The following is a 20,595-nucleotide window of genomic DNA, read 5'->3' as shown; positions in this document are numbered from 1 at the left end:
AATACTATTTTTCAACTATTTAACACGCAACTAGTATAGGAAAGATTACTTTGCCTGTCAATGTAAAATATACCAATTATTCACTATTTTTAAGTACATAAAAAACCAGTACTCTTCGTACTGATTTTTTAATCATTCATATATTTAAAATTACAATTGTTGCTTATCAGCTTCTGTGTTGGCTAAGATTTCTTCACCATTTGCAGTGATTGTGAATGTCTTATCGGCAGCGTTGGCAACCAAGACTGCAACATTTTCACCAGACTTATCCTTACGAGTAATCTTGATAGTTGTATCAGATGGTGTTTCAACGTCAATTGATCCGTCCAAATCAAATGCAGCAAAGTTGTTACGCCATGACAAAAGCTTCAACAACTTAGCAACAACTGGGCGCTTAACTTCTTCCTTAACTTCATCAACTGAGTAGTAATGACGGTTGATGTTACGACCTTCTTTTGAAGATTCAAGTAATTCAATATCATTTTCACCGGCCAACAAACCAACATAGTAGATTTGTGGAATACCAGGAGCGAACACTTGGAAGATACGGCTTAGCAAGTACGCAGCATCATCATTTCCCAAAGCTGAGTAATATGTTGAGTTGATTTGGTAGATATCCAAGTTGTTGTATGAAGCAGAAGAGTAAGTCTTCTTCACGTTAGCACCAACTTTGTATAACTCTTCAGATGCATAATCAATTTCTTCATCAGTCAAGACGTCACGCGCATCAACAACACCTATACCGTCGTGCGTATCCAAAGTAGTAAATTGCTTCATTGGTGACATCTTCAACCATTTAGCCAATTGATTTGTTTTACCTGAATACAATGTATAAAGTGTCGTCATTGGCAAAGCAAAATCATATGTGAAGTAACCATGATCATTGATCTTCTTAGGAATTGAATAGTGTTCATGGATTTCTGGCAAAATTTCGGCCTTCAAAGGTGTCAAAATTTCACGAACCTCGTTCAATGTATCCCAGATTTCAGGTTCAACGAAGAAGTCATTTGTATCAACTTTTTTAACAGCGTATGCAAAGGCATCCAAACGAATCAAGTTAGCTCCATGCTTCACCATGTCTTCAAGCGTTGTCTTGATAAATTCTTTAGCGATAGCTGAGTTTACATCGATATCAATTTGTTCATCACCAAATGTGTTCCACAAGTTTTCAGTTGTACCATCATCAAAAGTAATTTCTTGAGTTGGTGCCTTATCCTTACGCTTGTAAATCAAGTCAACATCGGCTTGTGTTGGACGGTTTTCACCAGCCTTGGCCCAGAACTTTTCCCAGCGAATGAAGAAATCCTTATATTTTGATTCATCATGATTCTTCTTGAAATCTTGATACATAACAGATTCACGTGAAATATGGTTAATCATGAAATCAAACATCAAGTAATATTCTTCACCTAATGCTTCTACATCACTCCAATCACCAAATGCTGAATCAACACGTGTGTAATCAGAAGGTGCAAAACCGCGGTCTCCCGTTGATGGGAAAAATGGCAACAAGTGAACACCACCAATTGCATCACCAATATCTTCTTTCAAGACTTTGCGAACATCCTTCAAGTTTTTACCCAATGAATCAGCGTATGTGATGAGCATTGCTTTATTTTGAATTTCCATAGTTATTTCTCCTGTTTTCTATTAGTTATAACTGTAATAATTGCGATAATAAGAAGTACCGAACCCAGATATGGAATAGTAGCATATGCTGAAGAAGCAGCGCTACCACCGCCATGACCAATCATCTTTGCAAAAGCTGCAACTACAATCGGTTCAATGAATACACCAACGTTAAATCCGATTAATATGATTGACGTTACCAATGACTGACGTGCAAGTGGTGCCAACTTTGGTAATTGATTAAAAATAAATGGTGAAATTAATTGTAGGGGGAATCCTATTAATAAAACCCCTAAAATCAACATACCAAAGTTACCATTTGAAAATGCGACCAAGAAATTTGAAATCGCCATTAATACTAATCCAATTTGTAGTGTGAAACGACCAAACTTTGCCATAAACCAACCATATGTTACACCACCAATTGTTGCTGCAATCAGCATAGCTGACAATATTGGTGAGGTATTGTATCCGTCGCCCTTCAAGTCAGCCGCCATAAATGGAAAGCTAAGTTGAATGGCCATATAATCAATAACAAGGAAAGCAGCAAAGAATGTCAGTACCAATACCAATGGACTAATACGAGTTACCTCTTCTACCTGTGTACTGTCCGTCGTTTCTGTCTTAAGCGGTGTCATTTCTGATGTATCAGGAACCCGCTTAATGAACAAGAACAAAATCGGAAATGCAATTAGGTATACCAAAAATGTTGCGTGCCAACCAAACGCTAACAACAATCCTGCTAACAATGTTAATACAGCTTGTCCAACTTGTTCAGCAGCTGCACGGTATCCAAGCATCGAAGAACGTGTTTTTCCGTTGTACATCACAGCAATCATGGACACTGCCAGTGAGTTGAAAATACCAAATCCAGCACCTAACACCGTTCGTGATGCTAAAATGATCACATATGAATCGGTAAAAAATGGTATCATTCCAGCAATTCCGACCAATGTTACACCTAAAATGATTGTATTTTTATCACCTAATTTAGCAGCTATAAAGCTACTCAAAAGAACAAAAATAGTCACAGTAATAGAAGGTGTAGTGGCCAGCACTTGCGCTTCGGTGGATGAAATATGCAACGCCTCTGTCATTTGTGGCAATGCGCCGTTAATAGCGTATGCACTTGTCAAGACAAATGAAATGCCCAAAAAAGCAATTTTAGTGAGCAGGCTATCTTGTTTAACCATATTATCTCCTTCAATTATGATAATCGCTTACCATAATATTGTAACCGGTTCCACCATAAAATGTCAATCGTTTAATACAATTTTTGTGAAGAAAATAACGAGTATGTTTTCTGAAACAACAATGAAAACATTATCATTAAACGATTTGTTTGGCTAAATTTAATCCTTAAAAAAATATAAAATATTAACCATATTTTATCAAAATACGGTGTTAACATCATTAAAAAGTTCCACTTGCAAACCGTCGTCATCAAGATTGAAAACTGCCACAGCACCATTTTTTGGTCTTTCGGCCCCGAGAAAATGGCCATAGTGCTGTGCCAAATTACCAATGAGCTGACCGTGCGTAACTAACAAGACATTAGCATTGGCTTTTTGTGTCATCAGGAGTTTTTCCAATGCAGCGTCTATTCTTTGCCAAAAACGTGTGGCGTTCTCACCTAGATGCTCTGGATCCACTTCGTAAATTTTATTCATAATCGCTGTCATGTCTTGAACTTCTGCAGCAATAGCATCTGGTGTGCCTTTATTTACGCCAAATTCTTTAGCCACAGCACCCCACATCACATCATTACTACCACCCTCAAAGCTACCGAAAAAGTATTCACGCCACTCTGGTGTAATTTGTAGCTTAGTATGCTCGTGGATATTTTCAGCTAGGATATATTCTGCCGTATGCATAGCACGTGAAGTATCAGAAGAAAAAGCTACGTCAAAAGCTACGTTTTTTAATCTTTTCCCAGCTTCCTGGCCATCTTTTTCACCTTTCTTGGTTAGCGGTGTATCAGCCCATCCCTGCACTTTGTTTAATGTATTAAATATGGTCTGACCATGACGTACAACATAAAGTTTCATTCGTTTTTCTCCCTCATCCAAGGTTGTTCACTAATCTCGTTTTGCGTCAATATAAGATGCATTGTTTTTTGTGCTTGTGGGACGAACATTTTAGGTTCTGGATGAACAGGCACAAATTGTAAATCAAGCGTTTCAGTACCATCTTTCAACATCTCACCACCAACATGCTCAACTTCAAAACCAATTCCAATGGTTTCTTGCGCATCACCCCAAGAATTTTTTTTAACCTCATTTGTGGCGATCCCTAACATACGAGTAACTTTAACATCAAGGTTAGTTTCTTCTTTAAATTCTCGTGTAACAGCCTGCATTGGTGAGTCGCCATACTCAAGATAACCACCAGGGAAGCCCCAGCCTTCATCGGAGTCCCAACGTTTTTCTAGTAATATTGCGTCATGTGTGTCGTTCCACAATACGCCAAATGCAGAGACAAATATCATGCCTTCGTGCCCAACTTTTTCACGCATGCGCGCAATGTAATTTTTTTCCATATTAATTATTAACCACCTCGGCAAAATCAGGTAACAAACTTTTAGCTAGGTCAAACAATAAATCCTTATGAATAAAATCTTCTTTAAAAACTTCTGGTAATATTTCTTTTGCCAAATACTTCACACTGGCCATATCTTTAAATTCGGCGAGCGCTTCCAAGCTGCTTTGAAAAATATTCACAAAAACGGGTTCAGGGTTAAACTTTTCTAATTCACCGTATGCTTCATAGAGAAGATCAATTTTATCAGAAATAGATAAAATTTTGCCCTCAATCGTGTCATCTTTCCCTTCGCCTAGGCGTCGTGTGTATGCGGCTTGAAATTGTTCAGGAATTTCTGTTTTAATAAAGTTTTCAGTCATTGATTCTTCAACATCAGCTAACATGGAACGCAATGTTGACGTCGCATATTTCACTGGCGTTTTAATGTCGCCGATAAATCTTTCTGTATAATCGTGATTTAAAGCTTTTTCATAAACTGATTTCCAATTAATTTGAGCGCCATTTTGTTCCTCGACATCGGCTAAAAATTGAGCAATTTGAGTTACTTTCCATGAATGTGCCGCTACACTATGGGGCTGGTATTTAAAAAAACCTGGAGCTCGGTTAATGAGTTCAAGCTGACTCATTCCCATGAAATATTGATGCATTGCCATTAACTATCAGAACATTTAGCAAATTATAACGCTATCCTAAATGTTTTTCCTCCTATTTTAATTGCTTCTAGTATATCTCATATCGCTTTTTGGTGCATGTTTCACTCCTTTGTTGTCTATTTTCAGCAATCCAAACATAACGGCAATAATGCTACTTTTTCTTGAGTAGCCAATGTACATAGGTTGCCAAACTTTGGTAAATTTATTTTTATAATGATGCAATCCTTCAAAGGAATAAACCTTTGAACCAAATTGATAGACCAAATTAGCCAAGCGCTCACGTCCAAAACTTTGACGATGCTGGCCAACATTAGCCAAAGGTGACATACCTAAATTAAATATTTTAAAATGCCGCTGTTTAGCATAATCAAATACGTTGACGAATAAAACATCCATGACACCATTCGGAGCAGCATGCGTAAATCTCATTAAGTCAACTGTCATTTGTTGTTCTGTATATGAAGTCACTAACGTTGCAAACGCTTCGATTTGTCCTTCTTTTTCAAGTACAGCTATTGGACCACGCTGCAAATAATTTTCATCAAAGAATCCGAGTGAATATCCTTTTTCTTCACGTCCAGCAAGCCATTCATCACTAATTAGTTGCATTTGCTGCAACACGTCATGCTTAAATGGTGGTTCTAATACCTTGAATTTGAAACCAGCACGCGTTGCTTGATTCATTTCTGAACGAATATTCTGCATTTTTTTACCAGCAGTCGAAAAATCATCAAGAATAACTAATGCTTCCTCACCAAGTTTAAAAAAATCATAACCAAATTCATGAGCCATCATGGCAATGTTTTCGCTAATTTCATAAAAAACTGGCATATAACCAAGTACGTCCGCTTCGTTTACAAATTGCTCCATCGCAGCAGCAAAGTACTTTTCGTTCCCAAAAGGGTCCCCCATAACCATCGCCTTGTTGTTAATAATTCGAAACTGAATACCCACAACATCTTCATCATCAATTCGATAAAAATATAGTCTTTTATCCCCCAGAAAAACGAGATTAGTGTAGTGATTATCACCAATAGTCAGAACTTTGTTCACTCTTGCTTCATCTAACCCCACACCAAGCGGGATCTGCTGTGAATGCAAAAATTTAGACAAAGCTAAACCAGAAACAGAGACAACACTGATAATAATAAGACCTACGTACCACCAATGCATGGATGGCATGTTGCCAACATGACGAAAATGGCGATGAATTGGAGGTAGATTAACCACGCCCAAAGCCAAATAACTAATAATTAGCGTCGCCCAAATCAGAAAATCCACAGCCTGCTCTTCCCAAGAGTGAATAAATTGCTTTCTATACAGAGACTTTTTACTAAATAACACCGCTATCAAAATAACGGCTATAAAAAACAACGGTGCCACATACTGATAAAAGAAAAATACGTATGTAGCTACTAGCAATAAGACAACAATAGTCGCCCCATAAGCGCGTTGTACACGATTAGCAATGCCACGTGCACTAATTAGGATCAAAAAACCAAATAAAATATTGGGTAATTGGTTGATTAAAGTATATGTGACCGGCCAAGAACGTAGGTGATTAAAAACAAATATTTGTTCTGCAACTTTGGGCATCGTCCCTGCTAAGACAAGCAACATACCAGATAAATAGAGTATAATAATCAAAAATTGGTGAACAACTGATTGGGCAACATAATGCGGTACACCTCGAAAACTAGCATTGATTCGTTTAGAAATACGTAAAAACAAAAGAGCCACAGCGCTCAATAAAGGAAACAAATTATAACTAACACGATATAATATGAGCCAAATAAAACTATCCACACGAGCTACATCAAAAAACGACAACATAATAATAATCGCAACGTCAAACGAACCCCAAGTTCCGGGTGTCATGGTAATCAGAGCAATTGCACTAGAAATAATAAAACTAAGTATGATTTCTGAAGGACCAATATCAATGTCAATAATACGACCTATTAATATAAACAACCCCACTTGAGCGGACAGCGTAATAACTGAGTTAATTATGAAACGTGCAACAACTGTGCTGTTCAAACTTTGCCAAATATTTATCCGCTTACTAAAGGAAACAATTATCCCTATGATAGCCACTAAAATAAACAGGGCTAACCACACTAATTGTTCAGTTAATTGTTTATTGGCATCTAATATTAAAATGACAAAAGCAACGACAGTTGCGAAGAGTAGACCACTTTGACCGAGTATGTACATTTGTATATACGGCTTAATCGGCTTTTGTTTTGGTTGATCATTATAAAAAATACGTCGTAAAAATACACTTAAAATACCAATAAAACCAGCATTTAAGTTAAAAACATTAACTAACCACGCACGCTGTAACATTTCACTCGTAGTTAGTCCGTAGCCTTGCCATTCGCGCAAAATAAGATCATTGAATAACATTGGCATGATCACCAAAAATCCAGCTATAAGTAGCAACACCATTTGCCACCAAGCAATATCATTCATTGTCGACAATATTGCATGCCACGTGATTTCTCGTGTCATAATGAACAGCTGAGTAATCAGCACCAACGTAATAACTAATATAATTAACTTTGATAAAACGTGATTAATGCCCTTCATGCTTTCCCCCAAGTAAAAATGGTGTAATCAACTGTGCAAACTTCCGCGGATTTGTGTAGGTTACGAAATGCCCATGCCCACGCAGAATCATAACTTTGGCAACCGGCATAATTTTGGAAATACTTTCAATGTGTTGCCGTTTAACGATATCAAATTGCCCAATAACAAATAATATCGGTATTGTTAACACCTTTAATTGTGCCCGTGTAATATCCAATGGTTCACTCATGACATGTAGTTGCATATGACGGCGACGAGCTTTCTGACTAATTGGTGAAAATAATTCAGTTCCAAATCGTGCAATAGCATCCCCCCACCATAAAATACGATAAACACCATCTGCTGTTACATTAGGTGCGTTCAAAACCATTCTAGAAACATGATTCTGATTTTCAACGGCATATTTCAATGCAATATTAGCGCCATCACTATAACCAACTATGATTATTTTATCGATAGACAGCTCTCGTCTCAATTCATCGATATCACGAATCACATCTGCCATATCAATAGATTTTTTAGTATTGGTGGAACGACCGTGTCCTCGAGAATCTATTGCAATAACGTGAAAGTACGCTGTATAACTGGGTAATTGACGTTTAAAATAGTGGGCTGAGCTACCATTACCATGTAATAAAAAAACAGTCTTCAACTGATCATTACCGTATTCATCATATACAATTTTTGTACCATCCGACATAACTTTTGTGACTGTTTTCATATTTTCTCCATAATAAAAGGAAGCTTGCGCTTCCTTTTATTATACTGCCACTATATATTACTTGTCATCTGCTGGCTTTTCAGCATCGTCAGTAATTTTTTCACTTGTTTCTTCGACCTTATCAGCAGGTGTAATATCAGCCACAGTTGGCTTTTCAGTATCTACTGGATTGCTGATAGAACGAATAGCTGATAATTCATATGTTAAAATAACACCTTCAGCATCTAAATCAACAGTCTTTGCAGCATTATCCACGCTATCAACAACTGCGTGCAAACCACCAATTGTAACAACTTTGCTACCTTTTTGCAAACTTTTTTGCATATTTTGTTGTTGTTCACGTTGCTTCTTTTGCTGACGTGACATAAACCAGAACATTGCCACAATAATTACTAATGGCAAAATCAAATTCAACGACATTCTAACTCCTACTTTCCTAAGCGAGTTTAGCTACGCGTTCCATTTCACGGTAACTTTTACTCATTTTGCTAATACTATTATTATACCAAACTTAGAATAATCGTGCATTAGGCTTATTATATCCATATTCTTCCATAACAGTTTCACGGAAAGCCAATAGTTCATCGTTTTCAATAGCAGTACGCATATCTTCCATGAATTGTAACAAGAACCGCAAATTATGTTCCGAAGCTAATTGCGCACCTAATAATTCATTTGCATTAAATAGGTGATGCAAATAAGAACGAGTTAATGTTTTAAAAGGATTATAGCCTGGTATATCGTATTGTGCTAAATTGCCAAATTGTTCCTTACGAATAGGATTTGGTGAGTAATAACTCAAATCAGGATCTAATGGCGTGAAATCATTCTTATATTTTGAATTTCGGATGACAACACGACCGTAACGTGTCATCAACGTTCCCTTGCGTCCTATTCTAGTTGGTAAGACACAATCAAACATATCAACACCGCGCATCACACCGTCTATCAATGAATCTGGTGCTGCCACGCCCATCAAGTAACGTGGCTTATCTTCTGGTAACAGGGGCATAGTGAAGTCCAGAACCCGATTCATTTCAGCTTTAGACTCACCTACTGATAGACCGCCAACTGCGTATCCGGGTAAATCCATATCCACCAAGTTATTGGCCGATTCAGTTCGTAAAGCTTTAAAACCTGCTCCTTGAACAATACCAAATAAAGCTTGCGTATCTGTCTTCTTATGCGCTACTTTGGCTCGCTCAGCCCACCGCAGCGAGCGTTGCATTGAATTCTTGATATAATCATATGTTTCAAAATAAGGAATGGCTTCGTCTAGCTGCATCATAACATCAGATCCAAGGTTGTTTTGAATCCGCATGGCTACTTCAGGTGATAGGAACATTCTGTCACCATTAACATGATTCTGGAAAGTTACGCCTTCTTCTTTTAATTTACGTGCATCGGACAATGAAAAAACTTGAAAGCCACCAGAATCAGTCAAGATAGCCTGATCCCATCCCATATATTTATGTAAACCGCCTGCTTCAGCAATTAATTCATCTCCTGGACGTACCCATAAATGATATGTATTGCTTAAAATGAATTGTGAACCAATGTCTTTTAATTCACGCGTGCCCACGCCTTTCACAGCACCTTGTGTGCCAACAGGCATAAACATCGGTGTTTCAAACGTACCATGTGGCGTGTGAATACGACCTCGTCGAGCACCTGTATACTTTTCAGTATGAAGGTGTTCATACCATACTGCAGGATGTTTTTCATTTGCCATGTTTCTTCTCCATTTCTAGCAACGTATCGACCATGTCATGTTGAAATTACCACGAAAATGGTAATTTGATACTTTACTATTGTACGTGAAAAATCCGAACACTGTCAACTTAATCAACACCTCGGGCATGGTACCGCCCTCTTCTCTTTTTTATTCATTTAACAAACGATTATGGGCGATTACTAACAACAAAGTTGCAATGACCATTGTAGCCGTGAGACAATACATTCCAAAGAAACCGATAAAATTGGCAACTACACCCCACATAAACGCCCCTAAGCCATAGGCGACATCCGTACCAGAGGAAAAAATTGCCGTTGCCCGACCACGTTGTGCTGAGGAAACATTCTTCAAAACCACTGCATTCATCAACGGAATAAGCAATGCAAATCCAAATCCATTCAAAGCACCGGCTAAAACTAACCATTCCACCGTTGCACCAAAAGCAATCATAAAATAGGCTGAGGCAATCATTAATATGCCGGCTATTACTAACACATAAGACCTAAAGTATAGATATAACTTCGCAAACCAAACACGAACTAAAGCACCAATAATCGCCTGCATAGTAAAGCTAAACCCAACAATCGTCGCTGATAAATTTTTTTGCTCACCAAATTGGACTAAAAACGCCGTAACAGCAGCATTTGCGAAACAAACCACAAAAACAATTAGACTTGGCACCCACACACTTTTTAGACGAATTAAATCGAGAAAGCCTGTATTCTCATCTACTACATGCTTAGATTTTTCAACATGAGTATAATTATCCTTAACGAAAAATGATAAAACAAACGCTAAACAAATCAGTGACAAACTAAAATAGAAAAGTGATTGAAATCCAAAATTTTCAACAACAACTAACCCTATTGCAGGACCAATGGCGGCCGGTAAAGTTTGCGATATACTAAAATACCCCAAACCAATTGATAACTTTTGCTTCGGTAACTTATCAGCTACCATAGTTGCAACCGACGTAGATTGGGTACCATTACCAATACCTTGTAGCGCTCTTAAAACAATTAAACTAGCAATTGTACTATAAAAAATCAACATAGAAAAATCAGCCATCAAAATTGCTAAACCAATAAAAATTAATTTTTTTCGACCGTATGTGTCCAGTAACTTGCCAACTGGAATTCGCGCACAAAGAGCAGCCAATCCCCAGATGCCGACAACTAATCCCGACATAATCGAATTACCACCTAAATGGGTTACATAAAGTGGCAGCGTACCCATTTGAGTAGTAACTGCTGTCATAACCAAGAAGTTAATCATCATTAGAATGATAAAATCCTTGGTAAAAAGACGCTGATCAGTATCTCTGCTTTGAGTACTGACTGCGCCTTTTACTTTGTCCAAACTTTGTTGATTATTCTGCATCATGAATTTACCAATTCTGGCTCTCCAAAATTTTTACCCGATAGTCGTGCCAAAAATTGTTGAGTCCGCTTATCTTTTGGTGCATTAAATATTTCTTCTGGTGGACCTTGCTCTACCACAACGCCACCTTCCATGTATAATACCCGATCTGCCACTTCATAAGCAAATTGCATTTCATGCGTGACGACAATCATCGTGTGCCCTTCTTGTGCCAACTCTTTCATAGCGGATAAAACTTCACCTACTAATTCAGGATCCAAAGCACTCGTTGGTTCATCAAACAATAATAGTTCTGGCTGCATCGCCATTGCTCGAGCAATCCCTGCACGCTGCTGTTGCCCACCAGAGAGTTGAACAGGATAATAATTTGCTCGGTCAGATAGCCCAACTCTGTCTAAAGTTGACAACCCAATTTTTGTGGCCGCTTCGCGATCCATTTTTTTCACACGAATCAAACCTTCAATAACATTTTGCAATACCGTCATATTATCAAATAAAGCATGCCCTTGAAAAACCATCGCTGTCTTTAAAATTAGGTCTCGTGTATTTTGACGATCTTTTACTGTAAAATCTTTTGTCACATCATCAATCTTAATCTGTCCTTTGTCTGCTTTTTCAAGTGTATTCAAACAGCGTAAGAAAGTTGTTTTACCAGAACCTGATGGGCCCAAGATAACAATAACTTCACCTTTATGCAGGGTTAGATCAATACCCTTTAAAATTTCTTTTTGGTAAAAGGACTTGTGTACATCTTTAATTTCAATAAAACTCATTGCTTACCTCCTATTGTACAACAGTATTCTCTGATTTACCTTCAATAACAATATCACGTGCATTTTCTAATGCAGTTATTGCAATATCACGAACAGCTGCCTTCGTAAAATACGCAATATGCGGTGTCAGCAATACATTCTCAAATTTATGAAGTGACTGGTAATAGGGATTTGTTGCAAATCCTTTCGTATCCTCATCTTCCAATGCATCAAGTGCCAAACCTTGAAATTTTCCTTGCTGTAAGTGCGTTATCAGTGCTGATGTATCAACTATCTCACCTCGAGCTGTGTTAATTAATATGGCATTTTGTTTCATTAAACTAAGATTATCAAAGTCAAATTTATGGAAAGTTTGTTTATTTAGTGGCACGTGAATGCTCAACACATCGCTTTCAACTAATAACTGTTTAAAATCAACAAATTCTATGCCTGATCCAATTAACTCTGGCTTCAGACTACGAGAATTCATCATTACCCGTGCACCCATGAATTTCAACGTCTTAGCCACAAGACTACCCAATCGGCCAGCACCATATATGCCCACGGTCACTTCTGTTAATTCTCTTCCCATAAACTCTTTTCGCTGTGTCGTTTCTGGGCTATCAAGATATCGCGGTAAATTACGTAACAACATGAGCACGCTCATCACTGTAAAATGCGATACAGATTCTGGCGAATAATCAGGAACATTAGTTATTGTCAGGTGATATTTTTCAGCAAATTCGAAATTAATATTATCATAACCTGTTGATTTGACAGAAATTTGTTTCATACCATTCTCTGCCAATCGAGCATATAACTTTTCATCAGTTTGAAAAGATTTTCCTGGATAAAAAATAACAGCATCAAAATTGCGAGTTAAGTCAATGTTATCGTAGTCAATCGAAACAGGTAACGTTTTAACAGAAATCAGTTGTGTGTCAGCCCACTCATCGATAATATTTTTCTCTACAGCTGAGACGTTAAAAAATAGTATTTTCATATGCCCGTCTCTCAAATTACTGGGGACTTAGTTTGTTTTGCCGCCGCTGCTGCCTCAGAAATTCTTTCAATGCCAATTTTGATTTCAGATAATGTGGGTAACGTAAAGTTCAATCTAAAGTATTGCTCATAACCGCTACCTGCTGCACTCATAATATTGCCTGGAATGACACCGATATGGCGCTGTTCCAATTCGTCATAAAATGCTTCGGTTTCTATATCGTCATTTAGTTTAACTGATATGAAATAACCACCATCTGGTACAACAAATGCCATATTATCATCAGACTTTTGGGCTAGCGATGAAATCATTGTGTCCATTTTTTCCTTATAAAGCTGGCGTAAGTAATCAATATGTTCATTAAAGTCGTAATCGTCTATCAACTGACTAGCCAAATATTGCCAATATAAATTGGCAAACGAATCGGCAACTTGTTTCATCAAAACTAATTTATCGAATACGTCTTTTGGTGCTAATAAGTATCCCAAACGTGATCCTGGCGCTAATATTTTTGAAAAAGAACCTGCGTAAATGACATTACCCGTCTGATCAAATGATTTAATTTTTGGAATGGCTGTTTTTTCTGCATACAGCAAATCACCGTATGGATCATCCTCATAAATCATGACTTCATGTGCCTGACAAATATCATATACTTCTTGACGTTTTTCAAGTGGCATTGATGTGCCAACCGGATTTTGAAAAGTTGGGATTAAGTACAACACTTTAATCCTATGCTCCGTGTCCGCTTCAAGTGTGGCTTTCAAGGCTGATGTATCAATACTTCCAGCCGAGAAATCAAATGGTAACCCTTGCACCGTGCCCCCGTAAGATTTAATCGCATTAACTGCGCCAACAAATGTTTGTTCTTCAGTTAGAACAATATCACCTTCATTCACAAATATTTTAAAAACCAAATCCATTCCTTGCGTCGAACCAGAAGTAATCAAAACATCATTATTTTCAACATCTAAAGACTGGTATTTTGCTAATCTTTCTTTAATTTGTGCTCTTAATCTCGGAATCCCTTCGGTTTCACCATACTGCATAAAGTCAAATGCGTGATCACGGTAAATTTTTTCAGAAATTTTGGCCAACTTTTCAACAGGAAAGGCCTGATTGCTAGGATAACCATAAGTTAGTTTAATATAATCATCAGCCTCTTGAACATGTTTGGCTTGTTCCCGCAAAGGATTTGGGAGCAATCCTGCTACCCGTGTTGCAAATTCATAACGCTTTTCTGACATATTACGCAGTCTCCTTTAAAATTATTAATCGCTTATTGTACTGTAAAACGGTTTAAGAATGCTTTTGTTCGTTCTTCTTTCGGTGTTTCAAATATCTGTTGCGGCGTTCCTTCCTCCACAATCACGCCATCGGCCATAAAAATAACCCGGTCACTCACTTCGTACGCAAATTGCATTTCATGTGTCACTACAATCATGGCTACACCGGCATCTTTAACCCCTTTCATGACTTTAAGCACTTCGCCCACAAGTTCTGGGTCTAATGCCGCTGTTGGTTCATCAAACAGTAATACCGCTGGGTGGACTGCCAATGCTCGTGCGATACCGATACGTTGTTTTTGTCCACCTGATAATTGTGCTGGGTAATAATCACCATGATCTGGTAAACCGACAGCTTCCAATAATTCAGCGGCACGCACTTCAGCCTCTTTAACACTAAATCCATGAACAATAACCATGGGTTCCATGATGTTTTGCTTTGCAGTTTTGTTTAAGAACAACGCATAGTTTTGAAATACCATCCCCATTTGTCGTCGCAACTGTAGAATATCATTCGCATTTGCTTGACCAAATGTAACTTGCTCATCATTTACCGTTATTGATCCTGAATCGGCTGTTTCCAAAAAATTTAAACAACGTAGGAAGGTTGTTTTTCCAGACCCAGATGGCCCTAGAATGGTCACTACCTCACCCTCATTTAAAGACAAGCTAACGCCCTTAATGACCTCATTATCATTGAAACTTTTATGGACATCCTTAACTTCAATCATTATTACGCCCTCCTTGTCTTTTTATCCATACGTCCTTCTAATAGAACAGCAGCTCGTTCAATAACAATTGTCATTAACCAGTAAATGATTGCCGCAGCAATGTAAGCTTCAAAATATTTATAGTTAGAACTAGCGGCTTGCGTTGCCGTTGAGAAAATTTCAACCACAGAAATTAATGATGCAATTGCTGTACCTTTGATTAAGTTAATCAACATATTAATAATCATTGGTAAAGCGACTGGAAATGCTTGGGGTATTAACACACGACGAATTGTCTGCAAGTTGGTCATACCAAGTGATCGTGCAGCGTCAAACTGAACAGTTTTCACTGACTCAAAAGCACCTCGGAATGCCTCACTCAGACCAACCATTGCCATCAAGGATAACCCAATGATTGCTAGAAGGCTCATTGGTAAATCACCATAGTGCATATGCCATCCTAGTGCTTTAGCCACACGATTAAAATTCTGGGAAGTAACCATGAAGATAAGCAAAAAAACTAAAATCAAGGGAACGCCTTTAAGAATGGTAATCATGATGGTAAACAACTGTGATAATACCGGCACTTTATAGTGTCGTACTAGTGCGATGACTAATCCTAATAATCCGCCAAGAATTAAGCTAACAAACGCCATGTAAATCGTGATGGGGATGTATGGAATTAATTTAACTACCACTTGAAATATAAATCCAATATCAAAGTTCATTGAAATCCTCCACTAATCCTTAGGTACATAATCGCCCTTTAACCACTTATTACTCAACTTCTTAATTGTGCCATCCTTCTTCAATTCTTCCATTGCCTTGTTAACAGCCTTAACCAATTTTGGATCAGCCTTTTTATTAAACATTGGATAAGCGTTAGAATGGTTAACAGCTTTTCCATAGACTAATTTCGTTTTGAATTGACGATTCAACAAATCAATTGAATACTTAGGAGCTGGGTAAACGTTAAACTGGTTAGAATTGATTCCTTGCGCAACTTGCTCCATTGTGTAGGTTCCACGTACAACTGAATATGCATTAGGATTTTTCTTTAGGTAAGCATCTGTTAGAGTTGCTTGGTTCGTTGAATTAGTAACATAAAGCTTCTTTCCTTTTGCATCCGCAAATGAGTTCAAAACGCCGGTTGATTTCTTTGTAGCCAACAAGGTATCCCAGACAGTATAGCCAACGCTTCCAAACTTAAAGTCTTGCTTTCGTTCTGTATTCTGTTCGATCTGTTCCATAGCCATCGTTGTCTTACCACTCTTCAAGTTTGTGATTAACGTAGGAAAATCAGATAGTGTTAGCTTGAATTTATATTGTGGTAACTTTTTATCGATGGCTTGGATCAAAGCAATATCCATACCAACTGGTTTTCCACTTTTATCTAAATAAGCAAAGGGTTGAGCATCGTTACCGGAACCAACTTTAATTGTCTGTACTTTAGAAGATGATCCACTGCTTTTTCCGTTATTGTGTAATAATGCGACCGCAATAACTGCTACCACGACTACAATAATACCAATCCATAGGCCCTTGCTACGACTTGCTTTGTTCTGCATAATATTACTCCTCTAGCTCTCTTCTCATTTATCAACATCTTGTGTATGTATTAAGTTGTTTTTGGTGTCTCAATCACTGGTATCACAGGATTATTAGCCAAAATTGGTGTTTTGCGTGACGTAAAGTTACTGCGCTTTTCAATCCAACGGAAGAATCTTTCTAAAATGAAACTTAAAATAATAAATATGATCATCGCACTAATGTAAGCCTCAACTGTGTGAAATGTCGCCGTACCCAATGCTTTGGCTTTACCAACAACATCTAATACACCGATTGTGAATGCCAATGATGTATCTTGCAGCAACGAAATGACCATTGTCGCAAAACTGGGCACCGCAATAATTACTGCCTGAGGGAAAATAATTTTAAAATACATCTGACGCTTTGTGTAACCTGAAGTTAAAGCCGCTTCACGTTGACTTGCTGGCACGCTTTCCAATGCGGCACGAATGATTTCTGAAAGAAAAGCCGCCATATTCAACCCATATGTAATAAATAAATAGATTAATGGGCTGACGTCATCTGTGTTAATGCCCACATATCCTAGAAACATAGGCAGTCCATAATAAACTAAAAACATTTGTATCAAAATTGGTGTCCCTCTAATAAAAGAAGTGAAGACTACTGCAATTTGTTTAAAGATTGGTGTATCTTCCATTTTGACAAACGCAATACCTGCGCCGACGATTACGCCAATGATTGTTGATACTAGAGTAAGCAACAGCGTTGTCGGTAATGCTGACAATACATCAGGCAAATATTCCCATATAAGGTGTGGTTGAAAAAAATTATTCATAAAACGCCTCCTACTTCATCGATGAAATTAAAATTATAAGAACCTAATAAAGAACAATATTTTATATATTAATTTATAAAGTTATTAACCGGTTAAATAACATTATTATAATCATAAAATTAACTAGGTGTTAAAATACATCATACACGTTATAAATCAATTAAACAATAATTATGTTAAATTTGTTCACATTGCACAACGTAAAACAATACTTCCTATCTACTAGTTCTAAAAATTATCACCATTTGTTCGTATATTCATCTCAACTTGATATAAAAAAGACCGATCAATAACAATATTGATTGGCCTTTTTTTGATAATATATAAGAAGAAAAATTTTATGACGTACCAGTGCTTGTACAAAATTAATGTCACTGGCACCGCAACTTATGTATTTAACAAACCTTTAAAATACGCAGCTACTTTATTCGTGCATCAACATACGTTTTTTTAATGTGTTAATATAACGTTGTAATTCAAATAGCTTATTTACGAAGATACTAATGTATTAGTTCATGGTAAGAGTAAGTGAAAGAAAACGAATAATATTGGACTATAATACGTCTTTCTATTCGTTTAGTGGCTCCCTAAATTTGAACACTTAACTTAAAAGAAGGAAAAATGATGTTACCAATATCAGACACACTACTAGTTATTGATTTTCAAAATGGCGTTTGTAAAGAGCCGCAGGACATTTTTAACATTCAAGAATGTGTGACTGGTATAAACAGTCGCATTACGGCTTATCGTCATGCACATAAACCGATTATTTTTATCCAACATAACGACGAAGAATTAATATTTGGAAGCTTCCTTTGGAAAATCATCCCCGAAATTGATAGTCAACCAAATGATTATTTCATTCAGAAAACACATGCCAATTCTTTCTATCACACTAAACTAAGAAAACTACTCAACGAAAACGATGTTCGTAGCATTGAAATTTGTGGTGCTCAAACAGAGTTTTATGTTGACACCACAATCAAAATGGCACACGGTTTGGGCTATGAATTGCAAATGAAAAAAGGACTTAGCACCACATTAGACAATTACTACATGAGTGCAAAACAAACTGTGCAATTTTATGAGAACATATGGAATGATCGGTTTTTAAGACTGTTTTAGGTACCCCAAAATAAACAAGTTTTTGATGCTGAATCAGAATATGAACATTTTAGAAAGCAACATAATATGAACAGGATAGATACCAAAAGTAAAACATTTCAATTGAGAGCAGCAGTGGCGGTTATCGCCATTATTGTTTTCATAGTGAGCTTTAGATACATAGGGAACACCTATGTTATGTGAGGCATACATATAGTTAGCCCACTCATCATTCTATCTGTTGCTCAAAAACTATACCGCCATCTGTATATTTATCGATAATAAAAAACTTCTAAAATTAATCAGGGGCTTTTTTGTGTACAGGTTTTTAAGTGTAAATAAAAGTAATTAATTGACATTGGTTGATTAAATTAATAAATAACAGATATACGCTAAAACATAGACCAGCTTTCCAAGCTCGTAGATCATTTATTAAAAATTGATGCAACACTTACTTACTGTGTGCTTGTATATTATTTTTAATTTGAAATGCCCATATTACTACACGTTTACCAGAATAATAACAAAACCATGCTAACAATATTTCTATACCCATCACCGCAAGCCAAATAGTATTTAGGATTTTTAAAAACACAGCTGGAAATAAAATTATAAATACTGTAGCTACAACTATAAACCCACTAAGCATGATTAACCATACAAATATAGACAGCCAAAATTTAAAGCCAAATGGCTTATTATCGTCTACATCAAATAGTTCATCAGCTAAGCTAATAACTAATCCTAAAAATTCCATACTATTACTCACTTCCTTTTCTACAAATAAAAAACGGCTTATATGCCGTTATACTGCCTACTTGCGTATTTATAATGTTTCCAATTTATTACGAAATACAGTGCAACGTTTTTCATAAGAAAAGGCGCTACATCAAAGTTTTTGAAACCTGATGCAACGCCATGAAATATACTAATAGCGCTAGAGGGAGTCGAACCCTCGATTTCGGCCTGAGAAGCCGACGTCTTAACCACTTGACCATAGCGCCATAACAAATATTAAGTATACCGAAAAAACCAGCATGCGTCAATGGTTTTTGCAACAAAAAAAGATTGAAACAATATCAATCTCTTTTTATCCGATTATGCTTCTTGCAATACTTTTTCAGCTTCAAGCTTAACTTCATCAGAACTCATGCTTTCATAAGCCTTCAAGTGTTTCAAAGTTTCCAAAGTGTTTTTGTTGCTTGTGTCCATATAATGGTTCCACAATGCATCGCGTAGTGGGGTTTTGTCCTCGCTCCAACTAAAGACTTCGCTCATTGGAAGATCCAATGTTTCAAATTTTTCATCAGCCATGTTTCGGCCCCCTTTTCTATACCTTAGTTATAGTTCTTATTTCCTATAAATGCAACCTTTTCAAAATGTAAGCAAAACTTTACATTTAATGTAAAGTACGCTATACTATTTTTGTTGAATAGCCAAACTATAGGAGGCATACTTTGATAAATCGTATTCAAGAACTAAGAAAATCACGTAAATTAACTCAAGCAGAGCTTGCTGCTGAACTTGAGGTAACGCGTCAGACCGTGATATCACTCGAAAAAGGTAAATATAATGCCTCTTTGTTTTTGGCACATCGAATTGCCGAGTTCTTTGACTTACCGATTGAAGATGTCTTTATTTTTGAAGGGGGAAAAAATGATTAATAAACTATTCGCATCACCAAAACCAGGAATAACTGACGACGAATATCGTGCAAAAATCAAATATCAAGTTAATTTTTTGACAATCGTTATCATATTGACTGTGACTATTACAATGCTTTTAGCAAGCTTGCAAAAGTCACCAGCTTCGCGAAGTTTTCTACGTGGATTTTCATCCGGTATACTTGGCGGGGGTATCGGTACCATAATTACATCTAGAATACTATTTCATAATCGCAAGTATCTACACAAAAGCAAAATAAAGGCAACAGACGAACGACTGCAAGAAATTACTCACCGCGCAAATACAATAACTTTTATTATGTTACTAATTGTAAGTTATATTGCTATTTGCTGGGCAACTTTTTATTGGGACCGAAGAGCTGCATATCTATATCTCTTAATTGTCTTAATTTATTTGTTCAATAGTGGTGTGCGATATATACTAAATAAAATATTATAA

The 20,595-nt window shown here is 36.9% G+C and carries 22 protein-coding genes and 1 tRNA gene; 3 read left to right on the top strand and 20 right to left on the bottom strand.

What is annotated here, in order from left to right; translation table 11 throughout:
* Positions 1-150: 150 nt before the first annotated feature.
* The 17 genes from gtfA to LEUM_RS01785 all read right to left on the bottom strand — a co-directional run bounded on the left by gtfA (position 151) and on the right by LEUM_RS01785 (position 17,367).
* Entirely contained in the window at positions 151-1,629 is a 1,479-nt protein-coding gene (gtfA, locus tag LEUM_RS01865) for a sucrose phosphorylase (RefSeq protein ID WP_011679246.1), read from the bottom strand.
* A 2-nt stretch (positions 1,630-1,631) separates the two neighbouring features.
* Positions 1,632-2,822, bottom strand: coding sequence for an MFS transporter (locus tag LEUM_RS01860; RefSeq protein WP_011679245.1), 1,191 nt, complete (start codon positions 2,820-2,822; stop codon positions 1,632-1,634).
* Between the two features lie 198 nt (positions 2,823-3,020).
* A complete protein-coding gene (locus LEUM_RS01855) occupies positions 3,021-3,677 on the bottom strand; it encodes a histidine phosphatase family protein (protein ID WP_011679244.1) in 657 nt (218 codons plus the stop codon).
* A complete protein-coding gene (locus tag LEUM_RS01850) occupies positions 3,674-4,168 on the bottom strand; it encodes an NUDIX domain-containing protein (RefSeq protein ID WP_011679243.1) in 495 nt (164 codons plus the stop codon). The genes LEUM_RS01855 and LEUM_RS01850 overlap by 4 nt, the downstream gene beginning before the upstream one ends.
* A 1-nt stretch (position 4,169) precedes the next feature.
* Positions 4,170-4,823 (bottom strand): YfbR-like 5'-deoxynucleotidase, encoded by a 654-nt coding sequence (locus LEUM_RS01845; RefSeq protein WP_004164739.1) that lies wholly within the window; start codon positions 4,821-4,823, stop codon positions 4,170-4,172.
* Between the two features lie 57 nt (positions 4,824-4,880).
* Positions 4,881-7,415 carry a bifunctional lysylphosphatidylglycerol flippase/synthetase MprF gene (mprF, locus tag LEUM_RS01840; protein WP_011679242.1) on the bottom strand — a complete coding sequence of 845 codons (2,535 nt, stop codon included), beginning with the start codon at positions 7,413-7,415 and terminating at the stop codon, positions 4,881-4,883.
* Positions 7,402-8,136: an alpha/beta fold hydrolase gene (locus LEUM_RS01835; protein WP_011679241.1), complete on the bottom strand. Its 735-nt coding sequence runs from the start codon at positions 8,134-8,136 to the stop codon at positions 7,402-7,404. Before LEUM_RS01835 ends, mprF begins: the two co-directional genes overlap by 14 nt.
* A 57-nt stretch (positions 8,137-8,193) precedes the next feature.
* Positions 8,194-8,556, bottom strand: a complete 363-nt coding sequence (gene yajC, locus LEUM_RS01830) for a preprotein translocase subunit YajC (protein WP_011679240.1) — start codon at positions 8,554-8,556, stop codon at positions 8,194-8,196.
* A 91-nt stretch (positions 8,557-8,647) separates the two neighbouring features.
* Positions 8,648-9,868: a tRNA guanosine(34) transglycosylase Tgt gene (tgt, locus tag LEUM_RS01825; RefSeq protein ID WP_011679239.1), complete on the bottom strand. Its 1,221-nt coding sequence runs from the start codon at positions 9,866-9,868 to the stop codon at positions 8,648-8,650.
* A gap of 150 nt (positions 9,869-10,018) precedes the next feature.
* Complete coding sequence (locus LEUM_RS01820) at positions 10,019-11,254, bottom strand: MFS transporter (RefSeq protein WP_011679238.1); 1,236 nt, start codon at positions 11,252-11,254, stop codon at positions 10,019-10,021.
* Entirely contained in the window at positions 11,251-12,024 is a 774-nt protein-coding gene (locus LEUM_RS01815) for an amino acid ABC transporter ATP-binding protein (protein WP_011679237.1), read from the bottom strand. The genes LEUM_RS01820 and LEUM_RS01815 overlap by 4 nt, the downstream gene beginning before the upstream one ends.
* 10 nt (positions 12,025-12,034) lie before the next feature.
* On the bottom strand, positions 12,035-13,006 hold the full coding sequence (locus LEUM_RS01810) for an NAD(P)-dependent oxidoreductase (RefSeq protein WP_011679236.1): 972 nt from the start codon (positions 13,004-13,006) through the stop codon (positions 12,035-12,037).
* 11 nt (positions 13,007-13,017) lie between these two features.
* Positions 13,018-14,253 (bottom strand): aminotransferase-like domain-containing protein, encoded by a 1,236-nt coding sequence (locus LEUM_RS01805; protein WP_011679235.1) that lies wholly within the window; start codon positions 14,251-14,253, stop codon positions 13,018-13,020.
* 32 nt (positions 14,254-14,285) lie between these two features.
* The gene (locus LEUM_RS01800; protein ID WP_011679234.1) at positions 14,286-15,023 is read right to left on the bottom strand and encodes an amino acid ABC transporter ATP-binding protein; all 738 of its coding nucleotides are present in this window, start codon (positions 15,021-15,023) and stop codon (positions 14,286-14,288) included.
* Positions 15,024-15,025: 2 nt separating this feature from the next.
* A complete protein-coding gene (locus LEUM_RS01795) occupies positions 15,026-15,730 on the bottom strand; it encodes an amino acid ABC transporter permease (protein ID WP_011679233.1) in 705 nt (234 codons plus the stop codon).
* Positions 15,731-15,742: 12 nt separating this feature from the next.
* Entirely contained in the window at positions 15,743-16,570 is an 828-nt protein-coding gene (locus LEUM_RS01790) for an amino acid ABC transporter substrate-binding protein (protein ID WP_011679232.1), read from the bottom strand.
* Positions 16,571-16,620: 50 nt separating this feature from the next.
* Positions 16,621-17,367, bottom strand: a complete 747-nt coding sequence (locus tag LEUM_RS01785) for an amino acid ABC transporter permease (RefSeq protein ID WP_011679231.1) — start codon at positions 17,365-17,367, stop codon at positions 16,621-16,623.
* 624 nt (positions 17,368-17,991) lie between these two features.
* On the opposite strand from LEUM_RS01785, the gene LEUM_RS01780 reads away from it, so the two are divergent.
* On the top strand, positions 17,992-18,492 hold the full coding sequence (locus tag LEUM_RS01780) for a cysteine hydrolase family protein (protein ID WP_011679230.1): 501 nt from the start codon (positions 17,992-17,994) through the stop codon (positions 18,490-18,492).
* Positions 18,493-18,922: 430 nt separating this feature from the next.
* Here the strand turns inward: LEUM_RS01780 and LEUM_RS01775 are convergent, their stop codons facing one another.
* The 3 genes from LEUM_RS01775 to LEUM_RS01765 all read right to left on the bottom strand — a co-directional run bounded on the left by LEUM_RS01775 (position 18,923) and on the right by LEUM_RS01765 (position 19,785).
* A complete protein-coding gene (locus tag LEUM_RS01775; RefSeq protein ID WP_010280212.1) occupies positions 18,923-19,228 on the bottom strand; it encodes a hypothetical protein in 306 nt (101 codons plus the stop codon).
* A 175-nt stretch (positions 19,229-19,403) separates the two neighbouring features.
* Positions 19,404-19,475, bottom strand: a tRNA-Glu gene (locus LEUM_RS01770).
* Between the two features lie 94 nt (positions 19,476-19,569).
* Positions 19,570-19,785, bottom strand: a complete 216-nt coding sequence (locus LEUM_RS01765; protein WP_011679229.1) for a P8 family protein — start codon at positions 19,783-19,785, stop codon at positions 19,570-19,572.
* Between the two features lie 143 nt (positions 19,786-19,928).
* On the opposite strand from LEUM_RS01765, the gene LEUM_RS01760 reads away from it, so the two are divergent.
* Positions 19,929-20,135 (top strand): helix-turn-helix transcriptional regulator, encoded by a 207-nt coding sequence (locus tag LEUM_RS01760; RefSeq protein ID WP_011679228.1) that lies wholly within the window; start codon positions 19,929-19,931, stop codon positions 20,133-20,135.
* The gene (locus LEUM_RS01755; RefSeq protein ID WP_011679227.1) at positions 20,128-20,595 is read left to right on the top strand and encodes a hypothetical protein; all 468 of its coding nucleotides are present in this window, start codon (positions 20,128-20,130) and stop codon (positions 20,593-20,595) included. Before LEUM_RS01760 ends, LEUM_RS01755 begins: the two co-directional genes overlap by 8 nt.

The organism is Leuconostoc mesenteroides subsp. mesenteroides ATCC 8293, from assembly GCF_000014445.1.
Taxonomy (GTDB): Bacteria; Bacillota; Bacilli; order Lactobacillales; family Lactobacillaceae; genus Leuconostoc; species Leuconostoc mesenteroides.
The sequence above is the reverse complement of the archived record's forward strand: the minus strand, read 5'-3'. Positions and strand labels throughout refer to the sequence as shown.

Coding starts and splice junctions, on each gene's coding strand:
- LEUM_RS01795 (WP_011679233.1), bottom strand. CDS start 15,730: ATGAACTTTGATATTGGATTTATATTTCAAGTGGTAGTTAAATTAATT.
- LEUM_RS01785 (WP_011679231.1), bottom strand. CDS start 17,367: ATGAATAATTTTTTTCAACCACACCTTATATGGGAATATTTGCCTGAT.
- LEUM_RS01810 (WP_011679236.1), bottom strand. CDS start 13,006: ATGAAAATACTATTTTTTAACGTCTCAGCTGTAGAGAAAAATATTATC.
- LEUM_RS01780 (WP_011679230.1), top strand. CDS start 17,992: ATGTTACCAATATCAGACACACTACTAGTTATTGATTTTCAAAATGGC.
- LEUM_RS01855 (WP_011679244.1), bottom strand. CDS start 3,677: ATGAAACTTTATGTTGTACGTCATGGTCAGACCATATTTAATACATTA.
- LEUM_RS01755 (WP_011679227.1), top strand. CDS start 20,128: ATGATTAATAAACTATTCGCATCACCAAAACCAGGAATAACTGACGAC.
- LEUM_RS01815 (WP_011679237.1), bottom strand. CDS start 12,024: ATGAGTTTTATTGAAATTAAAGATGTACACAAGTCCTTTTACCAAAAA.
- LEUM_RS01775 (WP_010280212.1), bottom strand. CDS start 19,228: ATGGAATTTTTAGGATTAGTTATTAGCTTAGCTGATGAACTATTTGAT.
- LEUM_RS01850 (WP_011679243.1), bottom strand. CDS start 4,168: ATGGAAAAAAATTACATTGCGCGCATGCGTGAAAAAGTTGGGCACGAA.
- LEUM_RS01800 (WP_011679234.1), bottom strand. CDS start 15,023: ATGATTGAAGTTAAGGATGTCCATAAAAGTTTCAATGATAATGAGGTC.
- LEUM_RS01820 (WP_011679238.1), bottom strand. CDS start 11,254: ATGATGCAGAATAATCAACAAAGTTTGGACAAAGTAAAAGGCGCAGTC.
- tgt (WP_011679239.1), bottom strand. CDS start 9,868: ATGGCAAATGAAAAACATCCTGCAGTATGGTATGAACACCTTCATACT.
- LEUM_RS01845 (WP_004164739.1), bottom strand. CDS start 4,823: ATGGCAATGCATCAATATTTCATGGGAATGAGTCAGCTTGAACTCATT.
- LEUM_RS01835 (WP_011679241.1), bottom strand. CDS start 8,136: ATGAAAACAGTCACAAAAGTTATGTCGGATGGTACAAAAATTGTATAT.
- mprF (WP_011679242.1), bottom strand. CDS start 7,415: ATGAAGGGCATTAATCACGTTTTATCAAAGTTAATTATATTAGTTATT.
- LEUM_RS01860 (WP_011679245.1), bottom strand. CDS start 2,822: ATGGTTAAACAAGATAGCCTGCTCACTAAAATTGCTTTTTTGGGCATT.
- LEUM_RS01790 (WP_011679232.1), bottom strand. CDS start 16,570: ATGCAGAACAAAGCAAGTCGTAGCAAGGGCCTATGGATTGGTATTATT.
- LEUM_RS01765 (WP_011679229.1), bottom strand. CDS start 19,785: ATGGCTGATGAAAAATTTGAAACATTGGATCTTCCAATGAGCGAAGTC.
- LEUM_RS01805 (WP_011679235.1), bottom strand. CDS start 14,253: ATGTCAGAAAAGCGTTATGAATTTGCAACACGGGTAGCAGGATTGCTC.
- yajC (WP_011679240.1), bottom strand. CDS start 8,556: ATGTCGTTGAATTTGATTTTGCCATTAGTAATTATTGTGGCAATGTTC.
- gtfA (WP_011679246.1), bottom strand. CDS start 1,629: ATGGAAATTCAAAATAAAGCAATGCTCATCACATACGCTGATTCATTG.